General features: G+C 35.2%; 22 protein-coding genes and 1 pseudogene. 15 read left to right on the top strand and 8 right to left on the bottom strand.

Annotated features, from left to right (window positions below; genetic code table 11):
• Window position 1: 1 nt before the first annotated feature.
• From GWK10_RS04940 to GWK10_RS04910, 7 genes are all read left to right on the top strand, one after another.
• Window positions 2-1,171, top strand: a complete 1,170-nt coding sequence (locus GWK10_RS04940; protein WP_164029815.1) for a glycosyltransferase family 4 protein — start codon at window positions 2-4, stop codon at window positions 1,169-1,171.
• Window positions 1,171-2,058, top strand: coding sequence for a hypothetical protein (locus tag GWK10_RS04935; RefSeq protein ID WP_164029814.1), 888 nt, complete (start codon window positions 1,171-1,173; stop codon window positions 2,056-2,058). Before GWK10_RS04940 ends, GWK10_RS04935 begins: the two co-directional genes overlap by 1 nt.
• A 6-nt stretch (window positions 2,059-2,064) precedes the next feature.
• On the top strand, window positions 2,065-2,478 hold the full coding sequence (locus GWK10_RS04930) for a hypothetical protein (RefSeq protein WP_164029813.1): 414 nt from the start codon (window positions 2,065-2,067) through the stop codon (window positions 2,476-2,478).
• A 6-nt stretch (window positions 2,479-2,484) separates the two neighbouring features.
• Window positions 2,485-3,594 (top strand): glycosyltransferase family 4 protein, encoded by a 1,110-nt coding sequence (locus GWK10_RS04925; protein WP_164029812.1) that lies wholly within the window; start codon window positions 2,485-2,487, stop codon window positions 3,592-3,594.
• On the top strand, window positions 3,582-4,124 hold the full coding sequence (locus GWK10_RS04920; protein ID WP_164029811.1) for a hypothetical protein: 543 nt from the start codon (window positions 3,582-3,584) through the stop codon (window positions 4,122-4,124). The genes GWK10_RS04925 and GWK10_RS04920 overlap by 13 nt, the downstream gene beginning before the upstream one ends.
• Window positions 4,124-4,936 carry a hypothetical protein gene (locus GWK10_RS04915; protein ID WP_164029810.1) on the top strand — a complete coding sequence of 271 codons (813 nt, stop codon included), beginning with the start codon at window positions 4,124-4,126 and terminating at the stop codon, window positions 4,934-4,936. The genes GWK10_RS04920 and GWK10_RS04915 overlap by 1 nt, the downstream gene beginning before the upstream one ends.
• A 67-nt stretch (window positions 4,937-5,003) precedes the next feature.
• On the top strand, window positions 5,004-6,218 hold the full coding sequence (locus GWK10_RS04910) for a multidrug effflux MFS transporter (RefSeq protein ID WP_164029809.1): 1,215 nt from the start codon (window positions 5,004-5,006) through the stop codon (window positions 6,216-6,218).
• Window positions 6,219-6,227: 9 nt separating this feature from the next.
• On the opposite strand, the gene GWK10_RS04905 is transcribed toward GWK10_RS04910, so the two are convergent.
• The 3 genes from GWK10_RS04905 to GWK10_RS04895 are packed head-to-tail and all read right to left on the bottom strand — an operon-like array spanning window position 6,228 to window position 8,839.
• A complete protein-coding gene (locus tag GWK10_RS04905; RefSeq protein WP_164029808.1) occupies window positions 6,228-6,629 on the bottom strand; it encodes a Dabb family protein in 402 nt (133 codons plus the stop codon).
• A gap of 9 nt (window positions 6,630-6,638) precedes the next feature.
• Window positions 6,639-7,733: an Ig-like domain-containing protein gene (locus tag GWK10_RS04900; RefSeq protein WP_164029807.1), complete on the bottom strand. Its 1,095-nt coding sequence runs from the start codon at window positions 7,731-7,733 to the stop codon at window positions 6,639-6,641.
• The gene (locus tag GWK10_RS04895; RefSeq protein WP_164029806.1) at window positions 7,724-8,839 is read right to left on the bottom strand and encodes a hypothetical protein; all 1,116 of its coding nucleotides are present in this window, start codon (window positions 8,837-8,839) and stop codon (window positions 7,724-7,726) included. Before GWK10_RS04895 ends, GWK10_RS04900 begins: the two co-directional genes overlap by 10 nt.
• 150 nt (window positions 8,840-8,989) lie before the next feature.
• Here GWK10_RS04895 and GWK10_RS04890 point away from each other — a divergent pair, with 150 nt between their 5' ends.
• The gene (locus GWK10_RS04890; protein WP_164029805.1) at window positions 8,990-10,240 is read left to right on the top strand and encodes a mechanosensitive ion channel family protein; all 1,251 of its coding nucleotides are present in this window, start codon (window positions 8,990-8,992) and stop codon (window positions 10,238-10,240) included.
• 2 nt (window positions 10,241-10,242) lie between these two features.
• Here the strand turns inward: GWK10_RS04890 and GWK10_RS04885 are convergent, their stop codons facing one another.
• Both GWK10_RS04885 and GWK10_RS04880 read right to left on the bottom strand, forming a co-directional pair.
• Complete coding sequence (locus tag GWK10_RS04885) at window positions 10,243-11,568, bottom strand: hypothetical protein (RefSeq protein WP_164029804.1); 1,326 nt, start codon at window positions 11,566-11,568, stop codon at window positions 10,243-10,245.
• 131 nt (window positions 11,569-11,699) lie between these two features.
• Complete coding sequence (locus tag GWK10_RS04880; RefSeq protein WP_164029803.1) at window positions 11,700-12,158, bottom strand: hypothetical protein; 459 nt, start codon at window positions 12,156-12,158, stop codon at window positions 11,700-11,702.
• A gap of 155 nt (window positions 12,159-12,313) precedes the next feature.
• Here GWK10_RS04880 and GWK10_RS04875 point away from each other — a divergent pair, with 155 nt between their 5' ends.
• The 7 genes and pseudogenes from GWK10_RS04875 to GWK10_RS18395 all read left to right on the top strand — a co-directional run.
• Window positions 12,314-13,867, top strand: a complete 1,554-nt coding sequence (locus GWK10_RS04875; RefSeq protein WP_164029802.1) for a glycoside hydrolase family 32 protein — start codon at window positions 12,314-12,316, stop codon at window positions 13,865-13,867.
• Window positions 13,860-15,206: a sugar porter family MFS transporter gene (locus GWK10_RS04870; protein ID WP_164029801.1), complete on the top strand. Its 1,347-nt coding sequence runs from the start codon at window positions 13,860-13,862 to the stop codon at window positions 15,204-15,206. Before GWK10_RS04875 ends, GWK10_RS04870 begins: the two co-directional genes overlap by 8 nt.
• Complete coding sequence (locus GWK10_RS04865) at window positions 15,196-16,092, top strand: carbohydrate kinase family protein (RefSeq protein ID WP_164029800.1); 897 nt, start codon at window positions 15,196-15,198, stop codon at window positions 16,090-16,092. The genes GWK10_RS04870 and GWK10_RS04865 overlap by 11 nt, the downstream gene beginning before the upstream one ends.
• 57 nt (window positions 16,093-16,149) lie before the next feature.
• Window positions 16,150-17,457: an ATP-binding protein gene (locus tag GWK10_RS04860; RefSeq protein WP_164029799.1), complete on the top strand. Its 1,308-nt coding sequence runs from the start codon at window positions 16,150-16,152 to the stop codon at window positions 17,455-17,457.
• Window positions 17,457-18,680 carry a tetratricopeptide repeat protein gene (locus GWK10_RS04855; RefSeq protein ID WP_164029798.1) on the top strand — a complete coding sequence of 408 codons (1,224 nt, stop codon included), beginning with the start codon at window positions 17,457-17,459 and terminating at the stop codon, window positions 18,678-18,680. The genes GWK10_RS04860 and GWK10_RS04855 overlap by 1 nt, the downstream gene beginning before the upstream one ends.
• Window positions 18,681-18,751: 71 nt before the next feature.
• On the top strand, window positions 18,752-19,348 hold the full coding sequence (locus tag GWK10_RS04850) for a sugar phosphate isomerase/epimerase (protein WP_239540702.1): 597 nt from the start codon (window positions 18,752-18,754) through the stop codon (window positions 19,346-19,348).
• Between the two features lie 18 nt (window positions 19,349-19,366).
• Window positions 19,367-19,657 (top strand): annotated as a pseudogene (locus GWK10_RS18395) (TIM barrel protein); the annotation flags it as partial.
• Between the two features lie 28 nt (window positions 19,658-19,685).
• Here the strand turns inward: GWK10_RS18395 and GWK10_RS04845 are convergent.
• Genes GWK10_RS04845 through gshB form a run of 3 tightly spaced genes read right to left on the bottom strand, consistent with a single transcriptional unit; the run spans window position 19,686 to window position 22,706 of the window.
• Entirely contained in the window at window positions 19,686-20,846 is a 1,161-nt protein-coding gene (locus tag GWK10_RS04845) for a flavohemoglobin expression-modulating QEGLA motif protein (protein ID WP_164029797.1), read from the bottom strand.
• Between the two features lie 8 nt (window positions 20,847-20,854).
• Window positions 20,855-21,682: an N-formylglutamate amidohydrolase gene (locus tag GWK10_RS04840; protein WP_164029796.1), complete on the bottom strand. Its 828-nt coding sequence runs from the start codon at window positions 21,680-21,682 to the stop codon at window positions 20,855-20,857.
• Entirely contained in the window at window positions 21,675-22,706 is a 1,032-nt protein-coding gene (gene gshB, locus GWK10_RS04835) for a glutathione synthase (RefSeq protein ID WP_164029795.1), read from the bottom strand. The genes GWK10_RS04840 and gshB overlap by 8 nt, the downstream gene beginning before the upstream one ends.
• Window positions 22,707-22,743: the final 37 nt, after the last annotated feature.

Below are 22,743 nucleotides of genomic sequence, written 5' to 3'. Positions count from 1 at the left end.
GATGATTCCAAATAAACCAAAATACCTTTACATAGCTTTTGATCTTTTCCCATCTAGGAAAGGTGCAGCTACCCATATATACCATTGCCTAAAGGCATTAAAAGCACAATATGGTACTGGTATTCTATTCTGCTTAGGGAATGATGATATGCCAAAATTTCAATTTGACGAAGAAAGTGACTTATATATTGTCCGTTTTAAAGATAAGATTGTCAATTTTTTAGAACGGACAGTTGCATTTCAACAACAATTACAAACATTATTAAATAACTCACTTTGTAGTCAACTGGCACTTATTCATTTTAGAGATATTTGGGGTGGTCAAGTAGCTTTAAAAACGAGCTCGAGTATAAAGAAAGTGTTTGAAGTGAACTCATTTCAGTCCATTGAGCTTCCGACGCGATATGCCGGTATTTCGATTAATGCTATTACTCAAATAAAGGCTATTGAAAAGGAAAATTTAAATGGTGCTGATGCTATAATAACTCCATCATTAGTGACTAAAAAGCACATTGAAAATGAATATAATATTCAACGGAATAAAGTTACAGTAATTCAAAATGGGGTAACAATTATAAACGGGAAAACAAAACCGTCAGAAATACAAAAACCCTACTTTCTTTATTTTGGGGCATTGCAAAAGTGGCAAGGCATTAAAATACTTTTTAAGGCATTAAAAGAGATTTATGATTTAGATATTAAACTGGTTATTTGCTCGTCTATTTCAGAAAAAAGAGCTGTTTTTCATCAAAAACTTGCCGAGGACATTGGAGTTTCTTCCAAAATTTTATGGTATTTTGAACTTGATAAACTGGCGTTATCAGGAATTATAAAAAATGCGTTGTTTACGGTTGCCCCACTAAGTCAATGTGATCGCAATTTAATACAAGGTTGTAATCCACTTAAAATAATAGAATCTATGGGCTATGGTATTCCTGTTATTGCATCGGACATACCAGTAGCTACTTGTTTGATAAATGACAATGTGGATGGTTTTTTAGTACAACCAGATCGACCGGAGCTGCTAGGCAGAAAGATAAGACAAGTACTAGCAGATTCTAAACGAATAAAGAAATACGGTACAGCAGCAAAAAAGAAAATGAATACCCAGTATCATTGGAAACAGCAGGAACTTAAAATGACAACTGTTTATAAACAACTATCGGTATAATGATTGCAACAACATTAAGAAGAGATGTCGGAATTATCAATACGGAAGGTGTAATATCATCAACGCGCCCCTGTAATTACTGGTTAATTGTATTCAAGCAAATATTAAGCACCAAGCGAAAAAAGAATTTTCAATTAAAATATTTAGTGTTTTTGCTGCCTATTTTTGGGTTGATATTTCTTCTTCTCACTAGTAATTATGAGGCCATTTTACCGATGTTTATCGTTTCCATTTTTGCAATAGCGATTGCATTTGCACTACTCGGTTATTTTGATCGGTATGGCTTTTTAAATCTAGAATCTATTGATAATTTAGCGAAATTCATTATTGATATAAAAGGAGATGTAAAACAAAACCTAGCGAGTATTACACTTAATCTTGGTGATTTGCAAAAAAGTGAACATGAAGTCGACCCCAAAAGATTAGGGATAAAACCAAAAGCCAAAACAAAATTTAAAGCCCACCAACTAAATCGCATAAGAGCTAAGTTTTTTTTGAAAGACAATAGCTTTGTACAAGTCTCTTTGCACCAAATGGTAGTAAGGGTCACCACATCAAAAAGAAGGTCAAGTGGAAAGTACAAAACAAAAGTAAAGTACAAACATCGATTTTACTACTTATTGACATTACGATTAAACGCAAATACAAGCCAAGTGCTTTCTGCGGATCGTTTGGGAATGCTAAGTGATAAATATATTATTACATGTGATACAATTGATGGATACCACTATATAAAAATCAAGTATAAAGAAAAACTACATTCGTTGCCGAAAAAAATATCAAACCAACAAAAAACCGCTACATCCTATTATTCAGATATGTTAACTTATTTATACGTCAACAATGTTTATACGAGGACAAATAACTTAAACAAAATAGGAAACTAAGCCAGTATGAGTTGTAAACAATTTTCAGGAATTTTTCTAAATATTGCATGCAGACGACAAGCAGAAAAAAAATGTTCAAAATGCGAAAAGGACACCTGTCTTGTACATACTCATACATTAAATTCAAAAACGCTTTGCGAGGATTGTTACTGGGAACAGTATTTGTATGATGAGCAAAATAAACCAACTCCCGTCGATTATTACGATGATGATGGTACTGTTTTTACATCTTCGAGTTCCTATGATTCGCGTACTTCGGATTCTGATGTTGATTCTTTTGAAGATGGCTTTAGTGGCGGTGAATTTGGAGGTGGTGGTGCTTCTGGTGATTGGTCTGAAGAAGATATAAATAGTTTTGATCAAACAGATATGAACGATACTTCTTTAGGTACGAATGAAGGTAGCTTTTTTTACAGCTAATAGCATATGAAAATTTGTTGGTTTACAGAAAACTATCCACCGGATAAAGGTGGAATGTCTAGAAGTTGCGATCGTATTGTCCATAATTTACGAATACATCATGAGGTTCATGTTTTTCATTTCACCAATCGTATTAGGGCTTTTACACATCATGCTGAAATAAATGGCACCTATACCGCACTACCCCTTCATCATGATACAGCTCATACACTCAATATTTTATGGGTACATATAAAGGAAAATCTAATAATAAAAGCTTCAACGCTTTTCGTGTCCTTTGGTAGTCATTTGTGCTTAAAAGGTGTGCCAATGGTCGCTAGTTGGTTGCATAAGCCATACGTACTATGTCTTAGAGGAAATGATTTTGACACCGCAATTTTCTCACAAAAAAGAAATGATCTATTGCATGCTATAGAAAATGCCGCTGCAATTGCTTGCGTTACTAAGGAAAAAGTTGATAGAATAGTAGCAATGGAACTCAGTGAAAAGGTGTTTTTTACACCAAACTCAATTAAACTTAATGAGTGGCAAGCTTTAGAGTCAGATATTGTACTTAGTAATAATCAAAAAAGAGACTTAAATATTAACGGTCGATTAGTAATAGGTTTAGTCGGATTTTTAAAGGAGAAAAAAGGAATTGATTTTTTTATTAAGGTCATGAAGCAGTCAAATTTTCGCGATCAATTTCATATTAGAATTATTGGCGATATTGATTCTTTTCTTTTAGCTAAAATGAGAAAAAGCAATATTGATTTCTCGACCGTAAAACCAACCTCTCAAACCCATCTAATATCCAATTATATGCTTTGTGATGCCGTGGCTATTCCTTCTATTTATGACGGAATGCCAAATGTACTTTTTGAGGCGGCCGCTTTAGAAATCCCAATAATAGCTGCCAAAGCTGGTGGTATTCCAGATGTTTTAAATGCGTCAAATTCATTTTTATTTAATGTCTTATCTGATCCTTCATTAAGTTCTGCGCTAATTAGTTTTAAAAATTCCAGTAGAGATGTTTTAAAAGATAAAGCATTAATTTTAAGACAGCACATTGCAACTAATTTTACACCACAAAAAGAAATCAATAACTACTTAAAAATCATACAATGTATAGATTAGTAAAATCAACTAATTTTTTAAGGCAATCAGTCTACCTTCTACTCTTATTATTTGTGTTACAAAGCTGTAAAGAAACGAACAGTAATAATGGAGATATTGGGATTACATCATACACCTCTAAAAAGACGAAGGCAGATAAGAAAAAGTATTATGATAGTAATAACAATGTTGTATATGAAGTTAAATACAAAAACGATGCTTTTAAATTGCGTACAGTAGCATCAACCTTACTTTGGAAAGTAAAATTATACGATGATAAAGTAAAGATTAGTGATAATGAAGAGAACTTAAACGGTTATCAAATCAAAGTTAAAGGTCCGCTAGAAGCTAAATTAGAACGAAATAATGAAAATTTAGCTAGAATTGGCTTCGACGAAAGTTCACAAACCATCACTATTAATCCTGCTTCTGGAGAGAAAATAACAAAGGCTTCCGACTACTCACCTAGCTGGTTAGTTTTGAGTATTGACGAAATCCCAAAAGATCAACAAGAAATAATTATAAGCGAACTTATTGAAAAAGGCTTTTAGTGAACGTTTTTTATGTGCGAGGTCATGGTTTGGGGCATTTAACCAGAACGGTTAAACTTATCAAAACTTTAGATATTGAATCTGAGGACGTACTTCTAATTACAGCTTCAAAATTCACCTCGTATTTTAGTGAATTCACCATAGTTCTTATCGACAGTAGTCAAAATGATTTAAGTACTATCATTATAGATATAATAGATAAGTATAACTGCAAATCTTTTTATGTCGATACCTTTCCTTTAGGTATTAATGGAGAACTCATTGATGTGTATAAGAAAAAACCTAAGCTAGATTATCATTACGTTTCTAGAGTTTTAAAATGGGATTTTTACCTTGACACAATCAACACGATTTATCAGCCTACATTTAGAACTACTTTTTTAATAGAACATCTTTATCCTGATCATTATAATTGGATTAAAAATGTATCTATAAAACTAAGGATTATTTCATTAACAACTTTTAAACCCAATAAACAGACTAAAATATTTGACAAGCCTTATTCCTTAATTATTCACTCAGGCGGAAAAGAAGATCTTTCGAAACTTTGCCACTTTGCATTGAGCCATCCAGCTTCAAAATCAATGCGTTTGGTCGTGTTTTCGCAAGTAAAAATAAGGTTGAATCATCCAGCCTTTATTTTTATGAATGTTTCATATCCTGTTTGTCAATATTTTAAATATGCTCATCACATTTATACTGCCGGTGGTTTTAATTTAGTGCATGAATTGACTAATTATAAACATAAACACACCATCATTCCGGTTTCACGAAAATTTGACGATCAAAAGTTTAGGAAGTTACACACATAAATAAATAGTACCTAATTAAAAGTCGGTATACTGAACATGTTCCTCCTAATTGACATACTTTTGCCGGATGCATAAACCATCTCGAAAATCACAATTCGAATTCATCGCCTTAATGGCATTTTTAATGTCAATCGCTCCCTTGGCATTAGATGCACTCCTACCCGCTCTTGATGTTATTGGTGCCGCTATCGGAATAATCGACACAGTTGATAATCAGCTATTGGTTGTTCTGTTTTTTCTTGGCCTAGGAATTGGCCCTTTGTTTTTCGGTCCTGTATCGGATACCGTAGGTCGTAAACCAGTTGTATATATCGGCTTTTTGGTGTTTATAAGCGCAAGTTTTATCTGCATTTACACAGAAAACTTGGAGATCATGCTTTTTGGTCGTTTACTTCAGGGAATCGGACTTTCGGCTCCCCGCACAATCGCAGTTGCCATAGTTCGAGATCGGTACAGCGGGGATTATATGGCACGTATCATGTCTTTTATAGTCGTTGTTTTTATTCTCGTACCCGTTGTTGCTCCGACTATAGGAAAGCTAGTACTAGATATTTATAGCTGGCAAGCTATTTTTTACGTTCAGGTGCTGTTCAGTATCCTAGTAGGCTTTTGGTTTTGGCGGAGACAGCCAGAAACCCTGAAACCAGAATATAAGGTGCCTCTTAATTTAAAAGCTTTTGCGAATGGTTTTAAAGAAGTATTTAGTCAAAAGCAAACTATGGGATACACCCTGATATCTGGGTTTGTTGTTGGTTCTTTTTTGGTTTACTTGAGTACATCACAGCAGATTTATGAAGTGCAATATGGGCTTAAAGAGGAATTTCCGTACATATTTGCGGTAACGGCAATTGCCATAGGGGCTGCTATTTTTTTAAATGGTTCTCTAGTAGTGCGCTTTGGTATGAGAAAGTTAGTAAACGTTGCACTAATCTCATTTTTTGTTATATCGCTCTGCTATGTGTTGCTTTTTTCTAGTGGAGTAAATCCTCATGTAATCACCTTGGTGATTTTCTTTTGCATACAGTTTGCTGCAATCGGGTTTTTATTTGGTAATCTGCGAGCTATTGCTATGGAACCTGTTGGTCATATTGCTGGTATGGCTTCGGCAATCACTGGATTAATATCAACTCTAATGGCTGTTCCTATCGGAATTATTATTGGTAAGTATGTAATAACCTCTTCCCTACCATTATTTATTGGTTTTTCTGTATGTAGCGGACTTTCTGTTCTTATTCTTCTATGGATGAGAAAAACAAATACGAAGGAATTAGCATCATCTTAAACTATCGGATCATTCAATAGTCGACGCATCGTACACCACAACCTTTGTCCATAAGTGTTTAGATTCTTCGATAAATTGTAAGTGCGCCTCTTCTTTTTGATACCCTTCCTGATCCTCTGCAGACTCAAAAGAAACAATCAGATTGTAGGTAAATGAATCATCTACCACATCCCGAGTCGCTTTGGGCGGAGTGCCGATAAAGTTGGTTTTAGCAAATTGAGAATTATCCAGGAATTTACGAAGTGATGTTTCGAATGCCGTGCGGTCTTGTTGGCTATCTGGGTTCTTTAACCAAAAATATACAACATGTGCATAGTTGGAATCAAATTCCTTGTTTTGATCAACTTGTGAACTGTTACAACCAGCCATAAACAAGACTAGCGTTAGAAATAGTACTATTTTTTTAAACATAACCCTAATTTATAAAATTTCGAATGAAAGCTCCTTATGCGATCCAGATGAATTTGTTGTGACATTTTTATCAGTAATATCTTGATCGAATAAATGATTGAGGTTATTACCTGCTAGATCCTCTAGTTTTGAGGCAATTGATATATTATAAGCTCCTACATTCCATTTATTTATTGGATTGAAAAGCAACACAGTTTCCTTGTCTTCAAACACAAACTCTCCTTCTACTTCAACTCCTTGATTATCTAAAATACTAAAACTCTCTTTCAGTAAAATTGCATCTAATGTTTCAGTGAATGTAATGGTAAGTGGGTTTTTAGTATCTACTTTTGGCACTTTCAAACTCCATGAGTTTGGATCAAGTTTGGTGGCATCTCGTTCTTCAACATTTAGTTGTTTTATATAGTCTTTATCTAAAGGCCGTCCGTTAGCTGTTTTCCAGTTTTTATCTACGATGATCTTATAGGTATTTCCTTTTAAAATTGGCAACCCACTTTCTCTATTAGGTATCAAACCCGTTTTTATTCGTCCAGGATCTAGCCACAAGGTGAGTTGTGTATGATCTTTATTCCATAATTCGGGTTGTAAATCCAGAAAAACACTAGCCTCCTTTCCCGTATTCGTATTCATCACTTTTATATGATCCAGTGCTTTGCCAACCTCTTCCATCGGCTGCGAGAAAACGAGATATATTTTTAAGAGGTTCTCTGGCACATTATCTGTAGTTGGGTATATAGCTAACAGTTTTGCTAACTCATTTTCGAAAGACTGAATAGTGAATGAAGACAGAAGTCTGTCCTTGCTATATACGACATACTCGTTGCCGGATGAGAACGGGATTATAGGAGTAAAGCTTGTAATTCCGTCCTTAGTCGTAAAATCACCTAAGATTGCAGTTTCTTTATTGCTCTTCCTGTACACCTTCAAATCAGAATCTTGCCCTTTGTTTTTAAAGCTAATACTTAGAGCTTTTTGTTGCTCGTAGTTAACTTCAACTTCCGTTTCTTTGGAATTATTCGAGCAGCTAAAAAGAATACCTAAACAAAAAAAGACCAAGACGAACTTGATCTTTTTTTTAAACATATTATGAATTCCTACATCCATTTAGTAGGGCGACTTCTTAAAACTAACTCACCAGAAGCAGTACGTTGCATATACACCACATTCTCTTTATCCAAATTATCAAGTTGTAACACATTTACCATCGGTAAGGACACATAATTTACCCCTGTCGCTACAGCAAACTCTGTTACTGGTTCCGTCAATGATTCTTTGAAACTAGCTATGGTTTCATAATCAATTCGCATTGCAGAACGGTTTGTATTCGTCATTACAAAGTATGGTTTTCCTTCTTTTTTGAAGGATATCATATCGATAGGAGAATTACCAGAACCTAATTCTGCAACTGTGCGTCCTTTTGTATGTTTCCCATTTTTCAGATCATTCAACGGAAATAAAACCAATGGTGTGCAGGTGTAACTTGCCAGAACATAATCAGTGTTTTCCATATTAATCACGCTAAAAGTCTTAATAGGTGCATGTGTTTCATACTTTCCGTGAGCTGCATGATAGATTTCTAATGATGCAAAATCTTGTTTGTCCTTAAATGGGAACGGAATGCTTCTAAATGTAGAACTAAACTCCTTATTTGATAAGCCAGTAACCATTACCTTACCATTGTGATATACTAAGTCTGAGATTGCCCATACTCTTTGAGAACGACCTCTTCTATCCTTTTTATCGGCGGCTACAGCATTATTCAATCCGATTTTTGAAAAACTTGTTTTGGTAAGTGACACATTTTCAAAGTTTTCTCCCTTCAACTTCAATAAAACGGGAGTTCCGTCGGCTGTATTCACGGAAAAATAAACCGATTTTGATATTGGATTAACAGCCATATCGGTGATTTTAATATTATCAACATCGGTGCCTAATGAAGCTGCTATTTTGTTATCAAATTCACCCATATTGTATTTGCTTCCCTCCTGTTTTTCGTCAATGTCTTTGGTATCGATCGCATACACAGTTGCATTTTTTGAGTCCCCTATAAATAGAATTCCTTCTGGGCCAAAACTCAATGTGTTAATCGAAGCTATTTCTGGATTACCTGTAATAAAATTAGCAGTAAGTGTCTCGTCATCTTTGTCTATTAGTGAGGTAGTTATTAATGCTAGTGCGCACAACATAATACCCAGACTTAGTTTTTTCATGGTTGTAGTTTTTAAATGAACAGCTTAATTGTTATACAATTTACAAGATTCATTAGCTAGATTGTTATAAATAAATCTTAAAACTCAAAAGGATAACCAATATCAATTTTTAAACCTCAAAAAAGTCCTAATTTCGCGTAATTTGATTTTATGGAAAAAAAGCTATCACATATTGTTTATGATTATTTGATTTCAATTGGTTTAGCTGAGACAGCTGCTACATACTTGAATATGGTAACATTGTTTTTAGCGATGTTACTAGTTGTCTTTCTCTGTGATTATATTATTTGGAAGCTATTGCGAGTCTTATCTTCACGAATTGCTAAAAGATCGAAAACAAATTTTGATGACCTGTTGGTAGCGAACAAACTTCCACGTTTTCTTGCTCATGTTTTTCCATTGTTATTAGCCATTGAAATAGTACCATGGGTATTTATTGACTTTCAATATGCAGAGAATGTCGCAATCAAAACCACCTATATTATTGGGGTTGTTTTGATTTTAAGAATTGTTAGAAGTTTATTGAATACTATAAAAGACCACCTTAAAACACTTCCTACTTTTAAGGACAAGCCTATAGACAGCTACATACAGGTATTTATGATCTTTGCTTGGGTTGCAGGTATTATGACCGTTTTTGCCATAATTACCGAAACCACAATCTGGAAATTCTTTACAGCACTAGGGGCAGCTTCTGCAATTATCCTGCTTATTTTCAAAGACACCATTCTAGGTTTTGTAGCGAGCATTCAAGTATCTATTAATGATATGGTTCGTATTGGTGACTGGATCACTTTCGAGAAATATGGTGCTGATGGTGATGTTGTTGAAATTAACTTAGCAACTGTAAAAGTTCAAAATTTTGATAAGACCATTACCACAATTCCGACCTACGCCTTAATATCCGATTCCTTCAAGAATTGGCGAGGTATGAATGAATCCGATGGAAGACGTATTAAACGAGCTTTAATCATTAAACAAGAATCGGTTTCTTTTTTAACTGATGAGAAGATTGAACAGCTCAAAAAAATTGAATTGCTCACTTCTTACTTAGAAAGTCGAGGAGCTAGAATTCTTGAATACAACGAAGAACATAATATTGACAAGTCCTTAGCGATTAACGGTAAAAATCTAACAAATCTCGGTGTTTTTAGAAAGTATGTCGAAACCTATGTTGAAAATCACTCCGCTATTAACAAGGATATGACCATTATGGTGCGCCAATTACCGCCTTCTACTCAAGGTATTCCCATTGAAATTTATGCGTTTAGCAGTGATAAGCGATGGAAAAACTATGAATACATCATTGCCGATATATTCGATCACTTAATTGCTTCTATTAAGTACTTTGAGTTAGAGTTATTCGAGCAGCCCTCAAAAACCTATGTAAAAGGATTGTAAACCTAGTCTTTCCAAAAAGGAATCTCCATCACGTCTCCCAAGAGTTTTTCGTCCTTCCAATTAATGTAGGCCACTTTGACTTTCAACTTATGCTCTTTTGGCTCTAGACTGTTGATATCAATATAAGCATAATAGCCGTCTTCTAGTGTAACGGGATTAACTCCAGTACTCCATGTCAAATTTGTAAAGGGTTTATCATCGATAGACACTCTAAACAAATCATTTAGTGCCAAACGATAAACACTGTCATTTTTTCTTTCAAAGTTAATTCGTTCCGCATATGTATTGAAACTCCTGTTATCCTTTTCATAACCATATTTTTCATAACTGGTTTTAAGATAATTATCATACGTAACCCACGAAACCACAAAAAGTTTTACATACCTATCTTTAATAATATCACTTTGAATACAACCTAAATAGGATTTGCGTGATTTGCTCAGGTTATTTTGATATCGTAGTGCATTGTTTCTAGGAGCATTATTAACAGCATATTGTTCTCGATCGTCCCATATATTAAAGCGAAAAGTGCCATATGAATAATACCTATCTATATGATTTACAGAAAACACAAGTGCAATAAAGATATAAGCTATCGAAAATAGATATAGCAACCACTTATTGGCATTGGTGCGCATTACTAAAAGCTCTCGTTTAAAAAGAAATGAAAGGGTAATGATCTCCAAAAAACGTGAGATGCCACTTAGAACCTTACCTAATTTACCGCTTGCTCTATTTCGTGAAAAAAGTAATTTATCAAAAACTCCAAGTTGTACAATCGCTAAAAATGCAACAAGACTGTATATAAAAACAGTACTTGTAAAGAAGACACTTGCACCTAACGTATCTAAAATCCAAATAATTGCCGACACTGAAATTAGCAGGCTAGTAGTAAAAAGGGCCAGCAATACAGCAAATGAGTATGACAGGTTACACCAGCGTTCGAGGCTAACAACACGTTGTACAATATTAGGACTGCTTTTTAATTTTTCCTTGTAATTACTGCTGAGTTTTAATTTATTGTAGTTTACTCCTTTCGGAAAAGAAAAGTTGATCCCTAAATATGCCAACCATACCGATCTTAATATCAAATTTGCAGTAAAACCAATTAATAAGATTCGTGTGATAACATATACCCCAAATAATAGAATAATATGATTGGGTTTAGTATAACTAATCGGGAAAACGGCTAAGAAATATTCCCTAAAAATGTCCGATGCGCTATATAAAGAGAAAATTACACTACCGGCAATTAACATTTCTATTTGCCAACTTTGGTCTCTGTAATCTTTTACCCAGTCTGGGAGTTCGTTTTTAGAAGGATTCAAATTGTATTAGTAAGTTGTCTTATCGATTTAAAAATACAACTTTTTACTAAAGGCTTATAACAAAAATAAACAGCCCGTTCACTCAGCACCTAACACTTTTATAGGAACGGACTGCCTATCAAAAAAATAATTTAATTTTTTTCAAACACAAGATTGTCAGTAGTACCATCTCCTCCACTTACATCCTTAAGTTCAATACGAGTTGATGAATAACTTACAATATCCCAATCATCGGTGAATTCATTTAAGAGTTCAGGTGACTGAAAAAAGATATTGAAATCTACATCGTTATCAGCGCTATCATCATCGCTGCTATCATCATTAGTTACTGACCAGGTTCCTTCAATGGTACTAGTTGGATTACTTGCTACTAAACTTCCATCAGTATTAAAGCTAAAACTATAGCCAGAATAATCACTAGTTTCATCCTTACCAGAATCAATATACTTACTCACAACCCAATTACCAGAGCTAACAGTTGCTCGTATTTGTGCCATGTCTTCAACGGTAATCATTGAACTATCGGAATCATCGGAGGTACATGCTATTAACGATAGCATAAGCACTAAAAATATACTTAGATTTTTCATGTTTTTGGTTTTAATGTCTCTTACTTCGAAAACAACTGAGAAAGGCATTTTCCTACCCAAATAATCAATTTTAACATCTTAATCGGTTTTGATGGTATACTGTCGTTCATATTATAAATTATGCATAAATTAACGGCACTAACCATATTTCTCAAATGAAGCGAGCATTTTTAGTATCAGTCTTGTTTTTTGCTGTATGCGCAAGCTGTAAGAAAAAAGTTGAAAAACAAGCAGTCTCCGCTCAACCCACAAAAAAATCATATGATGAACCGCATCGTAATCAATTTCATTTTTCACCACCAGAAAAATGGATGAATGACCCCAATGGTCTTGTCTACAATGAAGGTGTTTATCATTTGTATTACCAATATTATCCTGAAGATATTGTTTGGGGGCCTATGCATTGGGGGCACGCCACGAGTAAAGATTTGATACAATGGGACCACCAACCAATTGCATTATTTCCTGATGAACATGGTTATATTTTTTCTGGTAGCGCAGTTGTAGATCATAAAAACTCATCTGGATTTGGTACCGCTGAAAAACCAGCTTTAGTTGCCATTTTTACTTATCATTTAATGGAAGGGGAAAAAGCTGGACGAAATGATTTTCAAACACAAGGAATTGCATACAGTAATGATAATGGTCAAACTTGGACAAAATATGAGGGAAATCCAGTAATTAAGAACCCAACATCAATTCGCGATTTTAGAGACCCAAAAGTATTTTGGCATGATGAGTCCAACCAATGGATAATGGCACTAGTGGCCGGCGATCATGCTAAATTTTATAGTTCGCCTAACTTAAAAGAGTGGACCTACTTAAGTGAGTTTGGTAAAACTGTTGGAGCTCATGGGGGCGTTTGGGAATGCCCCGACTTATTTAAATTGAAAGTTGAAGGAGAGGAAGAAGAAAAATGGGTATTACTAATAAGTATAAACCCAGGAGCGCCTAATGGTGGTTCAGGAACTCAATATTTTATAGGTGATTTTGATGGAAATACCTTCACTACAAATCAAAAAGATATTAAATGGCTGGATTATGGTACTGATAATTACGCTGGTGTAACATATAATAATACACCTGATGATCAGCGCCTTTTTATAGGTTGGATGAGCAATTGGAACTATGCACAAAAAACTCCAACTAAGGAATGGCGAAGTGCGATGACTATTCCTAGAAAATTAGATTTGATTAAACTAAAAGGAGATTATCTTTTAAAGAGCGTGCCTATGGATGCTCTTAATAAGTATGCAACTAGCATGCAGAAATTTGAAAAAGAAAATCTCGATTCCATCTATACTTTGGATATTTCCAAAAGCACTAGTCACAAAACGAGTTTCTATATTGACCCTGATAAAAGTATTTCAATTGAATTAAAAAATAAGGCAAATGAAAAAGTAGTAATAAACTACAATACTGAAACTTCAGAATTTCAAATTGATCGCTCAAAATCCGGTATCACCGATTTTGAAGAAAGCTTTAAAGATAGTATGCGAATGCCAGTTAAAACCAATAACATACGACCTAAAATTGAATTGTTTGTAGATAGATCTTCTATTGAACTATTTTTTGATGACGGTAACTATGTGATGACGCTTCAGGTATTTCCAACTTCCCCTTATGACGAAATGACCTTCTCTGGTCAGCAAGGCCAACTACTAGATCATTTTGAGTATTCAACAATTAAATCAACCTGGAATGAATAAAAAACTAACCATTTGGGCAATTACCGTTGCCCTTGCCGGCTTTTTATTTGGTTTTGACACCATTGTAATTAGCGGAGCAGATCAACCTATTCAAAAACTCTGGAACACCTCTCCCCTTTTCCACGGGACTTTTATCATGAGCATGGCTCTTTGGGGTACCGTACTCGGCTCAATTTTTGGAGGAATTCCAACTAAGAAATTGGGCCGAAAGAAAACCCTGTTTTGGATTGGGGTCTTGTTTTTTATGTCGGCTATTGGTAGTGCATTTGCTCCTGATCCATATTCATTTTCTTTTTTCAGATTTATTGGTGGTGTCGGTGTAGGAGCCTCTTCAGTTGCAGCTCCTATTTATATATCAGAGATCACTGGAGCAAATAATCGAGGTCGACTAGTTGCCTTGTACCAATTTAATCTTGTATTTGGTATACTAATCGCTTTTGTATCTAATTGGTTATTAAAAGGTATTGGCGGTGAAAACGATTGGCGCTTCATGCTTGGTATTGAGGCAATTCCAGCGCTGCTATATACTATTATGGTATTGAAAGTGCCTAATAGTCCAAGATGGTTGGCACTACAGAAAAAGGATGACGAGGGGGCTTTGGCTGTTTTAAATGTGATCTATAGTGAGGAACAATCAAAAGAAGAACTTGTAAATATCAAAGCCGATCTAAAGCAGCCCAAAAGCAGTGAGAAGTTATTCCAGAAAAAATACAGCAAGATCTTATGGCTAGGTTTTCTAATCGCATTTTTTAATCAACTATCGGGAATCAATTTTGTTTTATACTATGCGCCTAGAATATTAGAGCAAGCTGGTTTAGGTGGCCAGGACTCCTTGTTTAATGCTATATCAATAGGTGTGGTGAATCTAGTTTTCACCTATGTTGGTATCAGATTAATTGACAAACTAGGACGACGACAGCTTATTATAATTGGCTCTATCGGCTATATTGTGAGTTTACTAATGGTTGGTTATTGCTTTCAAGCAGATTTGAGTCCTGCTGTTTTACTCACATTTATTTGTGTGTTTATCGCATCTCATGCAATCGGTCAAGGTGCTGTTATTTGGGTATTTATTTCCGAAATATTTCCAAATCGTGTTCGTGCATTTGGGCAATCATGGGGAACAGGGACACACTGGGTATTCGCAGCAATTATCACCTTAATCACGCCCTTCTTTATTGACGACAAAGAAGGAATATTCAAAGATAATTTGCAGGTCATTTATTACTTTTTTGCGGGAATGATGGTGCTACAACTCCTGTGGGGCTTTTTCATAATGCCAGAAACAAAAGGGGTTTCCTTAGAAAAACTTGAAAAGCAATTGGTTGATGAAGACTAGTTTATCAGTTTGGTGTTTTGGTGAAGTTTTATGGGATGTATTTCCAGAAGGAAAACAAATTGGGGGTGCTCCTCTAAATGTGGCTCTGCGACTTTTATCTCTCGGTCTTGACACAACTATTATAAGCGCTATCGGAACAGATGCTTTAGGGAACGAAGCATTGACATACATAAAAGAACGAGAGCTCAATACTGCATTTATTCAGCAAAATGAGCTACCTACTGGCAATGTACCGGTTGTACTAGATGAAAAAGGAAGCGCAAGCTACACTATTGCAAAACCAGTTGCATGGGATCATATAAATTATGATGACCGTGCCTCTGACAAAATAGCTTCAACTGATGCATTTATTTATGGGAGTTTAGCTTGTCGAGAAGAGACCACTCGAGCTACTTTAAAAACTTATTTGAATCGAGCCAATTTTAAAATTTTCGATGTTAATTTGAGAGCTCCCCATTACGAGAAAAAAGTGTTGTTTGAATTAATGAACAAAGCAGATATGATCAAATTTAATGATGAGGAGATCATATTAATCTGCGGAATGCAAGAAAAGCAATTTGACGGTATTGAGGATCAAGTTCAGTATATCGCTCAAACTACTGATTCAAACACTATTTGTGTCACCTTGGGAAGTAATGGAGCACTACTCTATCAAGATGGTACTTTTTACAGACATTCTGGCTATAAAGTTCAGGTTGGAGATACTGTTGGTGCAGGCGACTCCTTTTTAGCCAGTTTAGTTTTCAAACTTTTAAGCAAAGAAAGTCCAGAAATTGCTTTAGATTTCGCTTGCGCCGTGGGTGCTTTAGTGGCTTCGAAAGTTGGGGCAAATGCACCTGTATCACAAGAAGAAGTAATTTCTATTCGCAATCAAAAAACAAATTAAAAATTCGCTTATATTTTATGATCAAATGTCGTAAACTTATACTCAAATTACATCAGTATGGATGAGTCTTTGTTGAATGATCTACTAGAAGCACTTTTGCTTTCGCCAAATAATAATCCGCTGCGGCTTCAAGTAGCAAAAATCTATTATAAACTTGGTAATTACCAAGAATCTGAAAATCACTATTTGCAGGTTTTACAGCATGATGGCACTAATGAAGTGGCTAAGCTTGGACTAGCAAACACTTATTTTAAGCAAGAAAAATATTCAGCTTCGGAAGTTATTTTAGAAGAATTGATCGCCAAGAAAAAGACTGTAGAGTATCTCGAATTACTTTGTTATTGTTATTTAAAAACTGATCAAATGGGTCAGGCTACTGCAACCTATCAAGAGTTACTGGATATTGATAGAAACTATGTCAATGAATATTTTGACAGCAAGCTAAAAGTTAATATGACACCCGATGAAGAGGAGTTTATTGATGATGATGCCTTGCGCTTTTTGAAAAAGCCCAATACCTCTTTTAAAGATATAGGTGGTATGGATAAAGTAAAAGAAGAGATTTCTTTAAAAATCATAAAGCCTCTAGAACATGCTGATTTATATAAAGCATACGGTAAAAAAATTGGTGGTGGCATCTTAATGTATGGACCACCAGGCTGTGGAAAAACACATTTGGCGCGAGCTACTGCTGGCGAAATTAATGCCAATTTCATTAATGTTGGCATCAACGAAATTCTTGATATGTGGCTAGGTAGTAGTGAGCGAAATCTGCATGAGATATTTGAATTGGCTAGAAAAAACACTCCGTGTGTAATTTTTATTGATGAAATCGATGCACTCGGCGCCAACCGGAATGACGTTAACAAAACAGCAGGAAGAACAGTTATTAATCAATTTTTATCAGAATTAGATGGCATTGAATCGTCGAATGATGGTGTTCTTATTATGGGTGCTACCAATGCACCTTGGTATTTAGATCCTGCTTTTAGAAGGCCGGGACGTTTTGATAGAATTATATTTGTATCACCTCCTGACCTGGAAGCGCGTGAGGCCATTTATGACATTAATCTTAAAGGAAAACCTTGTGACCCTATTGACTTAAAATCACTAGCAAAAAGTTCTAAAGAATTTTCTGGTGCCGATATTAATGCTGTTATTGATGTGGCCATCGAGAAAAAACTTCAAGAATCGTTTAAAGATGGTATTCCGAAGCCCTTGACTACAAAAGATTTTTTAAAAGCTATTAAACAAGTTAAACCTTCAACTAAGGAATGGTTTGGTTCAGCCAAAAATTATGCATTATATGCCAACGATGCTGGATTGTATGATGAAATATTGACTTATTTAAACATTAAAAAGTAATGAGTGAATCTCCGAATCTCGAACGCGGACTTCAATTATATAATTTAGGTAGGTATCAAGACGCCATTTCATATTTACAAAAAGCCCTTCAAGAAGATGTAAACAACGCAGAAGCGAAATTTTATATAGCACATAGTCATTTACAACTTGGCGCTATTGAAATCGCGGAAGAAATGGGTCAGGCTCTATTGGGAGAAACGCCTAACGATTCCGATGTTTATCGTATGTTGGCTAGTATTAAATTAAGGCAAGATAAATCAAAAGAAGCCTTGAGTTTAAATGCGCAGGGAATTAGTTTGGCACCTTATGACGATTATCTATTCGCCCAAAAAGCATATATATTATTGCATTTAAAAGACTTTAAAAATGCGCTCATTGCAGTCGATCAGGGGTTAGCTATTAACCCGCGAAATACCACATGTCTTAATGCGCGCGGCATTGTTTTAACAAAACTAAATAGAAAGGAAGAAGCAGCGATAGCTGTTGAGAATGTACTGTATGAAAACCCTGAGGATGACTTTTCTCATGCCAGCAGCGGTTGGGTGGCTTTAGAACATGGTAATATTAAAAAAGCATTGAATCATTTTAAAGAAGCATTAATGCTAGATCCTAACTCGGAGTATGCTCGTTCAGGAATGTCAACTGCTTTAAAAGGAAAGAATTTTTTATATCGAGCTTATCTAAAGTATGCATTTTGGATTAGTAAAATGTCCACCAAAAACCAATGGGTTTTTATTATTGGAATTTATATTGCCTATCGAATTGGGTATTCCGTATTAAGCTCATTTAAATTGGATTATTTAGCGATCCCTCTACTTATTTTGTATTTGTTTTTTGCACTGGGTGTTTGGATCGCAGAGCCTATTTCAAATGCCATTTTAAATTTTGATTCCTACGGAAAGTATTTGTTAGATTCTCGGGAGCGAATCAGTGGATATTTATTTGCAGGCTTGTTAGGTATAGGAGTCATTTGCGCTGTTTGCTTTTTTCTTCTTGATAATTCTTATTTTCTTCTATCAGCAATAACTGCCCTTTGCTGTATGTTACCTGCTGCACACGGTATTTTAAGAGATCATGAAAATTCACGACTCATTTCACTAGTCTACGCTGGTTCAATTCCCGTTGTAGCTATTATGACTGGGCTTTTTTTTCCTAGTTACAGTATTCTATCAGTAATATTAATGATGGTAGGCTATACTTGGATTGGTAATTTTTTGAAATAGGAATTCATAAAAATTATTGTAACGAGTGATATCCTTTTGTAACTTAAAAACCAAACAAATCGAGACTAGTCATGAGCAACAAAATAGACCGCAGAACCGTAATTAAAAACTTATCTATTACAGCCGGAACATTAGGACTCGCTGGAGTAAGTACTTCCTGTATAATATCTGCTGATAAAAACGAAGAGAAAACTGAAGAGACAGCGGTTGGTTTAAAAGGGAATATCAATCATACAGTTTGCAGATGGTGTTATCAGGATATTTCATTAGAAACATTCGCAGAGAAATCAGCGGAAATCGGATTACAGGCTATAGACCTATTAACTCCTGAAGAATGGCCTGTTGTTGCTAAATATGGCCTTAAAAGCTCATTAGGTACTGATGTTTTTGCTGATATTCAGAATGGATTTAATACTCCTGAAAATCATGGGCCTTTACAAGAGAAGTATATGGGACTTATTGATAAAGCTGCAGATAATGATGTAAAACAGGTGATTGTATTCTCTGGTAATCGAAACGGCTTAAGTGATGAAGTCGGATTAGATCAATGCGCTATCGGATTAGATCCGCTGGTTAATTACGCTGCTAAAAAGGGGATCACGGTTGTAATGGAATTACTTAACAGCAAAGTTGATCATCGCGATTACCAATGCGACCACACACCTTGAGGTGTTCAATTAGTAGAAAAGATCGGTTCTGATGACTTTAGATTATTATACGATATTTACCATATGCAAATTATGGAAGGAGATGTCATAGCAACGATTAAAAAATACCACAAATACATTTCACACTATCATACTGGTGGAGTTCCTGGGCGAAACGAGATCAACGATTCACAAGAATTAAATTACCCAGCTATCATGAAAGCGATTGTAGGAACAGGTTTTAAGGGTTATGTTGCTCAGGAGTTTATTCCAACCTACAAGGATAAATTAGCAGCTTTAAAGGAAGGTGTTTTGATTTGTGATGTTTAGGTTAAAACCTTGGATTAATTAACCCTTTTTATTTCAAATTCTTAAGGATAAAATCCAACCGTTTGTTTTGGTTGTCGTTACTCTTAAAAGCACTCGATACGTATTTTGATAATCGCGCTAATCCTTGTTCTTGTAGTTTTTCGATCACCGGCAAGTATTCTAAAGTAACTTTTCCAGTTAGCAGATTATTCAGGTCTTTCCCGCTATGATAGTGATCATACACCTTTTTAAGCCCCGTTAAGTACAAATAGTCTTTTGTAAATCCTCCACCTCTGTGGACTCGTAATGTTATGGTAAAAGCCTCTTCTTTATTCAACTTATATTGACTGTGTAATAAATTAAAGGTTTCAGAAAAACTATGATCCTTAAGCAAACTATCCGCGGCCAGCACGCGATAAGCCAACTCCTTTAAACGATGCATAGTAAGACTACCAGACATATATTCGCTAAATACCGCCAATCCTTCTTGGGTTTCCACATTTTTTGGGAGTCCGTTTGAAAAGATTTTTAATGGTTGACTCAATCCGTTAAAAGTAGTAACCATATGAACACCAATCTCATGATTAGCAAGTACATTTAGCATATTGGCACTAAACATGGCGTTCTTCTTCAATACCAAGGTCTGTGTATTATTAAGCACCATTGCCGATGCACTTAATTTTGTAGATAGTTTGATGTTGAAATCAAAACCATATTCCTTGGAATACTGTCGAAAAAATGCCTCCGCCTCATGAACATTATAAGCAGGAATCATCGTAGAATCATTAACTTCATCTTCAAAATGAAGAATAAATCGTGCGTTTTCAACATCACGTTCAGTCGGAGTTCCAAACGATTTTAGGCAGTTGTAATAAAAGTCTTTTCCTTTACCTATCGTATCTATACACTCGATTAAAGAAGAGTAATCATAAATAATATCGCGATATAAGTTTCTAATATCCTCGTCTGCAATTCGTTCCAAGCGCATCGAGAATAATAATCGCTGTAATTTATAAGCGTCGAACTTTAGCTTTGGGTATTTAAAAACTGGATTATTTCGGTATTTGGATGAAAAAAATGCCCCCTTTTCCTGTTCAATATTAATTGGATTGACATAATTGAGAAGTTCAATCTTCTGGACCAAACGATGAATATCGTTGTCGATATCAAATAGGTCAGCATTCGTCGCTACATCATAATCACTCTTCATAATTCGTACTATTGAAATTCTTTGTAAAAGGAATGTGCAAATGTAGGAATCATTTCTTTTAAATGCGCTTCTACTGAATGAACTACGTCAGGATAAATAACATAAGCCTCCTCATCGCAATATACCTTAGCTATTTCAGTGGCAAGCACCAATGTATTATCAAAATTCTGCGAAATATATTTCAAGAAATAACCATTACCCTGAAAGGTGTTATTAATATCTGATGAGCTTTTTATTCCATTTGGCAGATTCATCTTTCCTAATGTTCCGCTCCAGGATTGTGTAGTTTTTCCAAACCGACCATTATCAATGTTGACAGTACCCAAATTCCAAGTAGGTACTTCCCTATCCCATCGTTTCCAATTGTAGGAATGCATATCATAGACTAAAGCCACTCCAAACTTAGTTTCTATAGTTTCTACAAGTGCTTGAACTACTTTATAAAAATTATAATGCTTTTGAAGACTTCGGTTTTTCTCATCTTCAGCAAGCGGGCTTTTCCATAGTTGTTTTCCCCAAGCATCCGTATAAATAGCGCTATCGGGCGCGCGGTTAAGATCGTACTCAAACCTAGAGTCTAACCCTGCAATAACAATAGGATGTGATTGGACCATTTGCTTGGTACAAGGATCCTCTTCATACCAACGTTCGTATTCCGTATGCAAACAATTATTCCATAATGAGCTTCGAAATTGATGTCCGTCATGAACCGCTCCACAGATATAAGGAGAATAATCTTCTATTTTTAGCGTGAAGGAATAATCATCAGAAACAGCTTCGAAGGTTTGCTGCTGCTTGATTTTTTCGATAATATCTTCAACCGATAATTTAAGCATCAGTCATACTACTTCTTAAACGTGCTCGGCGGTCAAATGCCTTTTGTCTAATCGACACCTCTTCTTCAATATAGTCCATCACTTTTTCTTGCAAACGCGTTTTCTGGACTTTATTAATATAAGTGATTCCTCCGGGGCTCATCACATTTACTTCAACTAACATCCCATTTATCACATCTATTCCAACAAAATGTAGTCCATCTTTTCGGAGTTTAGGTGCTATTTTTTTACAGAGTGCCTTTTCTTGTTTGGTAAGTGAATGTTTTTTAAATGAACCCCCTGCACTTAAATTAGATCGGTGATCATCATCCCCTGGAACACGTCTTATGGCTCCTATTGGCTCTCCGCCTAGCAATAAAATACGGACATCTCCTTGGTCGGCGCCAGGAATATAATCTTGAAGAATCACGTAGTTTGAAGTACCATCTTTATTATCAATATAAAAATCAAGCAAGGAATTAATATTGCTCAATGCACTTTTTTCTAATAGAATAACTCCACTTCCTCCATAACCATTTAATGGCTTCATGATCATCTTTTCATGTTCACTCTCCTTAATAGTTTCTTTTAAATACTGCTTGTTTTTAGATACGTGTGTTACAGGAATAATCTCATTATTAGGATCATCAAAAGCAGCCGTATAAATTTTATTATTTGCCTCTCGCAGTCCCTCAATATCATTTACAATAAAAGCGTCTTCTTTAACTGAATCTAAAAAATTAAGAACAATAGGATCCAAAGGTGGATTCGCCCTCATAAAAATCACATCGAATCCAGCTATCGGAAGCATTTTTTCACGAAGTTTTGCCGTTTTATAAAATAACCTTGGTGTGTTTGAAAATTTATCTCCTTTTCCAACCAATTTGCAAAATGCATAGGCAACGCTATTTCTAATAGTCAGATTAGCAGGAGTAGCCACAGCTACTTTATGGCCTCTTTTTAAACATTCATGAATAAGTACTAAGGTAGAATCTCCATTGGGCTCAATGCTCTCCCAAGGATACATTAAAAAACAAACATTCATTTTCGGTAGTTAAGATTGAATTTAAAAATACGAAAAA

Origin of the sequence: Spongiivirga citrea, from assembly GCF_010671565.1 — a bacterium.
GTDB lineage: Bacteria > Bacteroidota > Bacteroidia > Flavobacteriales > Flavobacteriaceae > Spongiivirga > Spongiivirga citrea.
The sequence above is the reverse complement of the archived record's forward strand: the minus strand, read 5'-3'. Positions and strand labels throughout refer to the sequence as shown.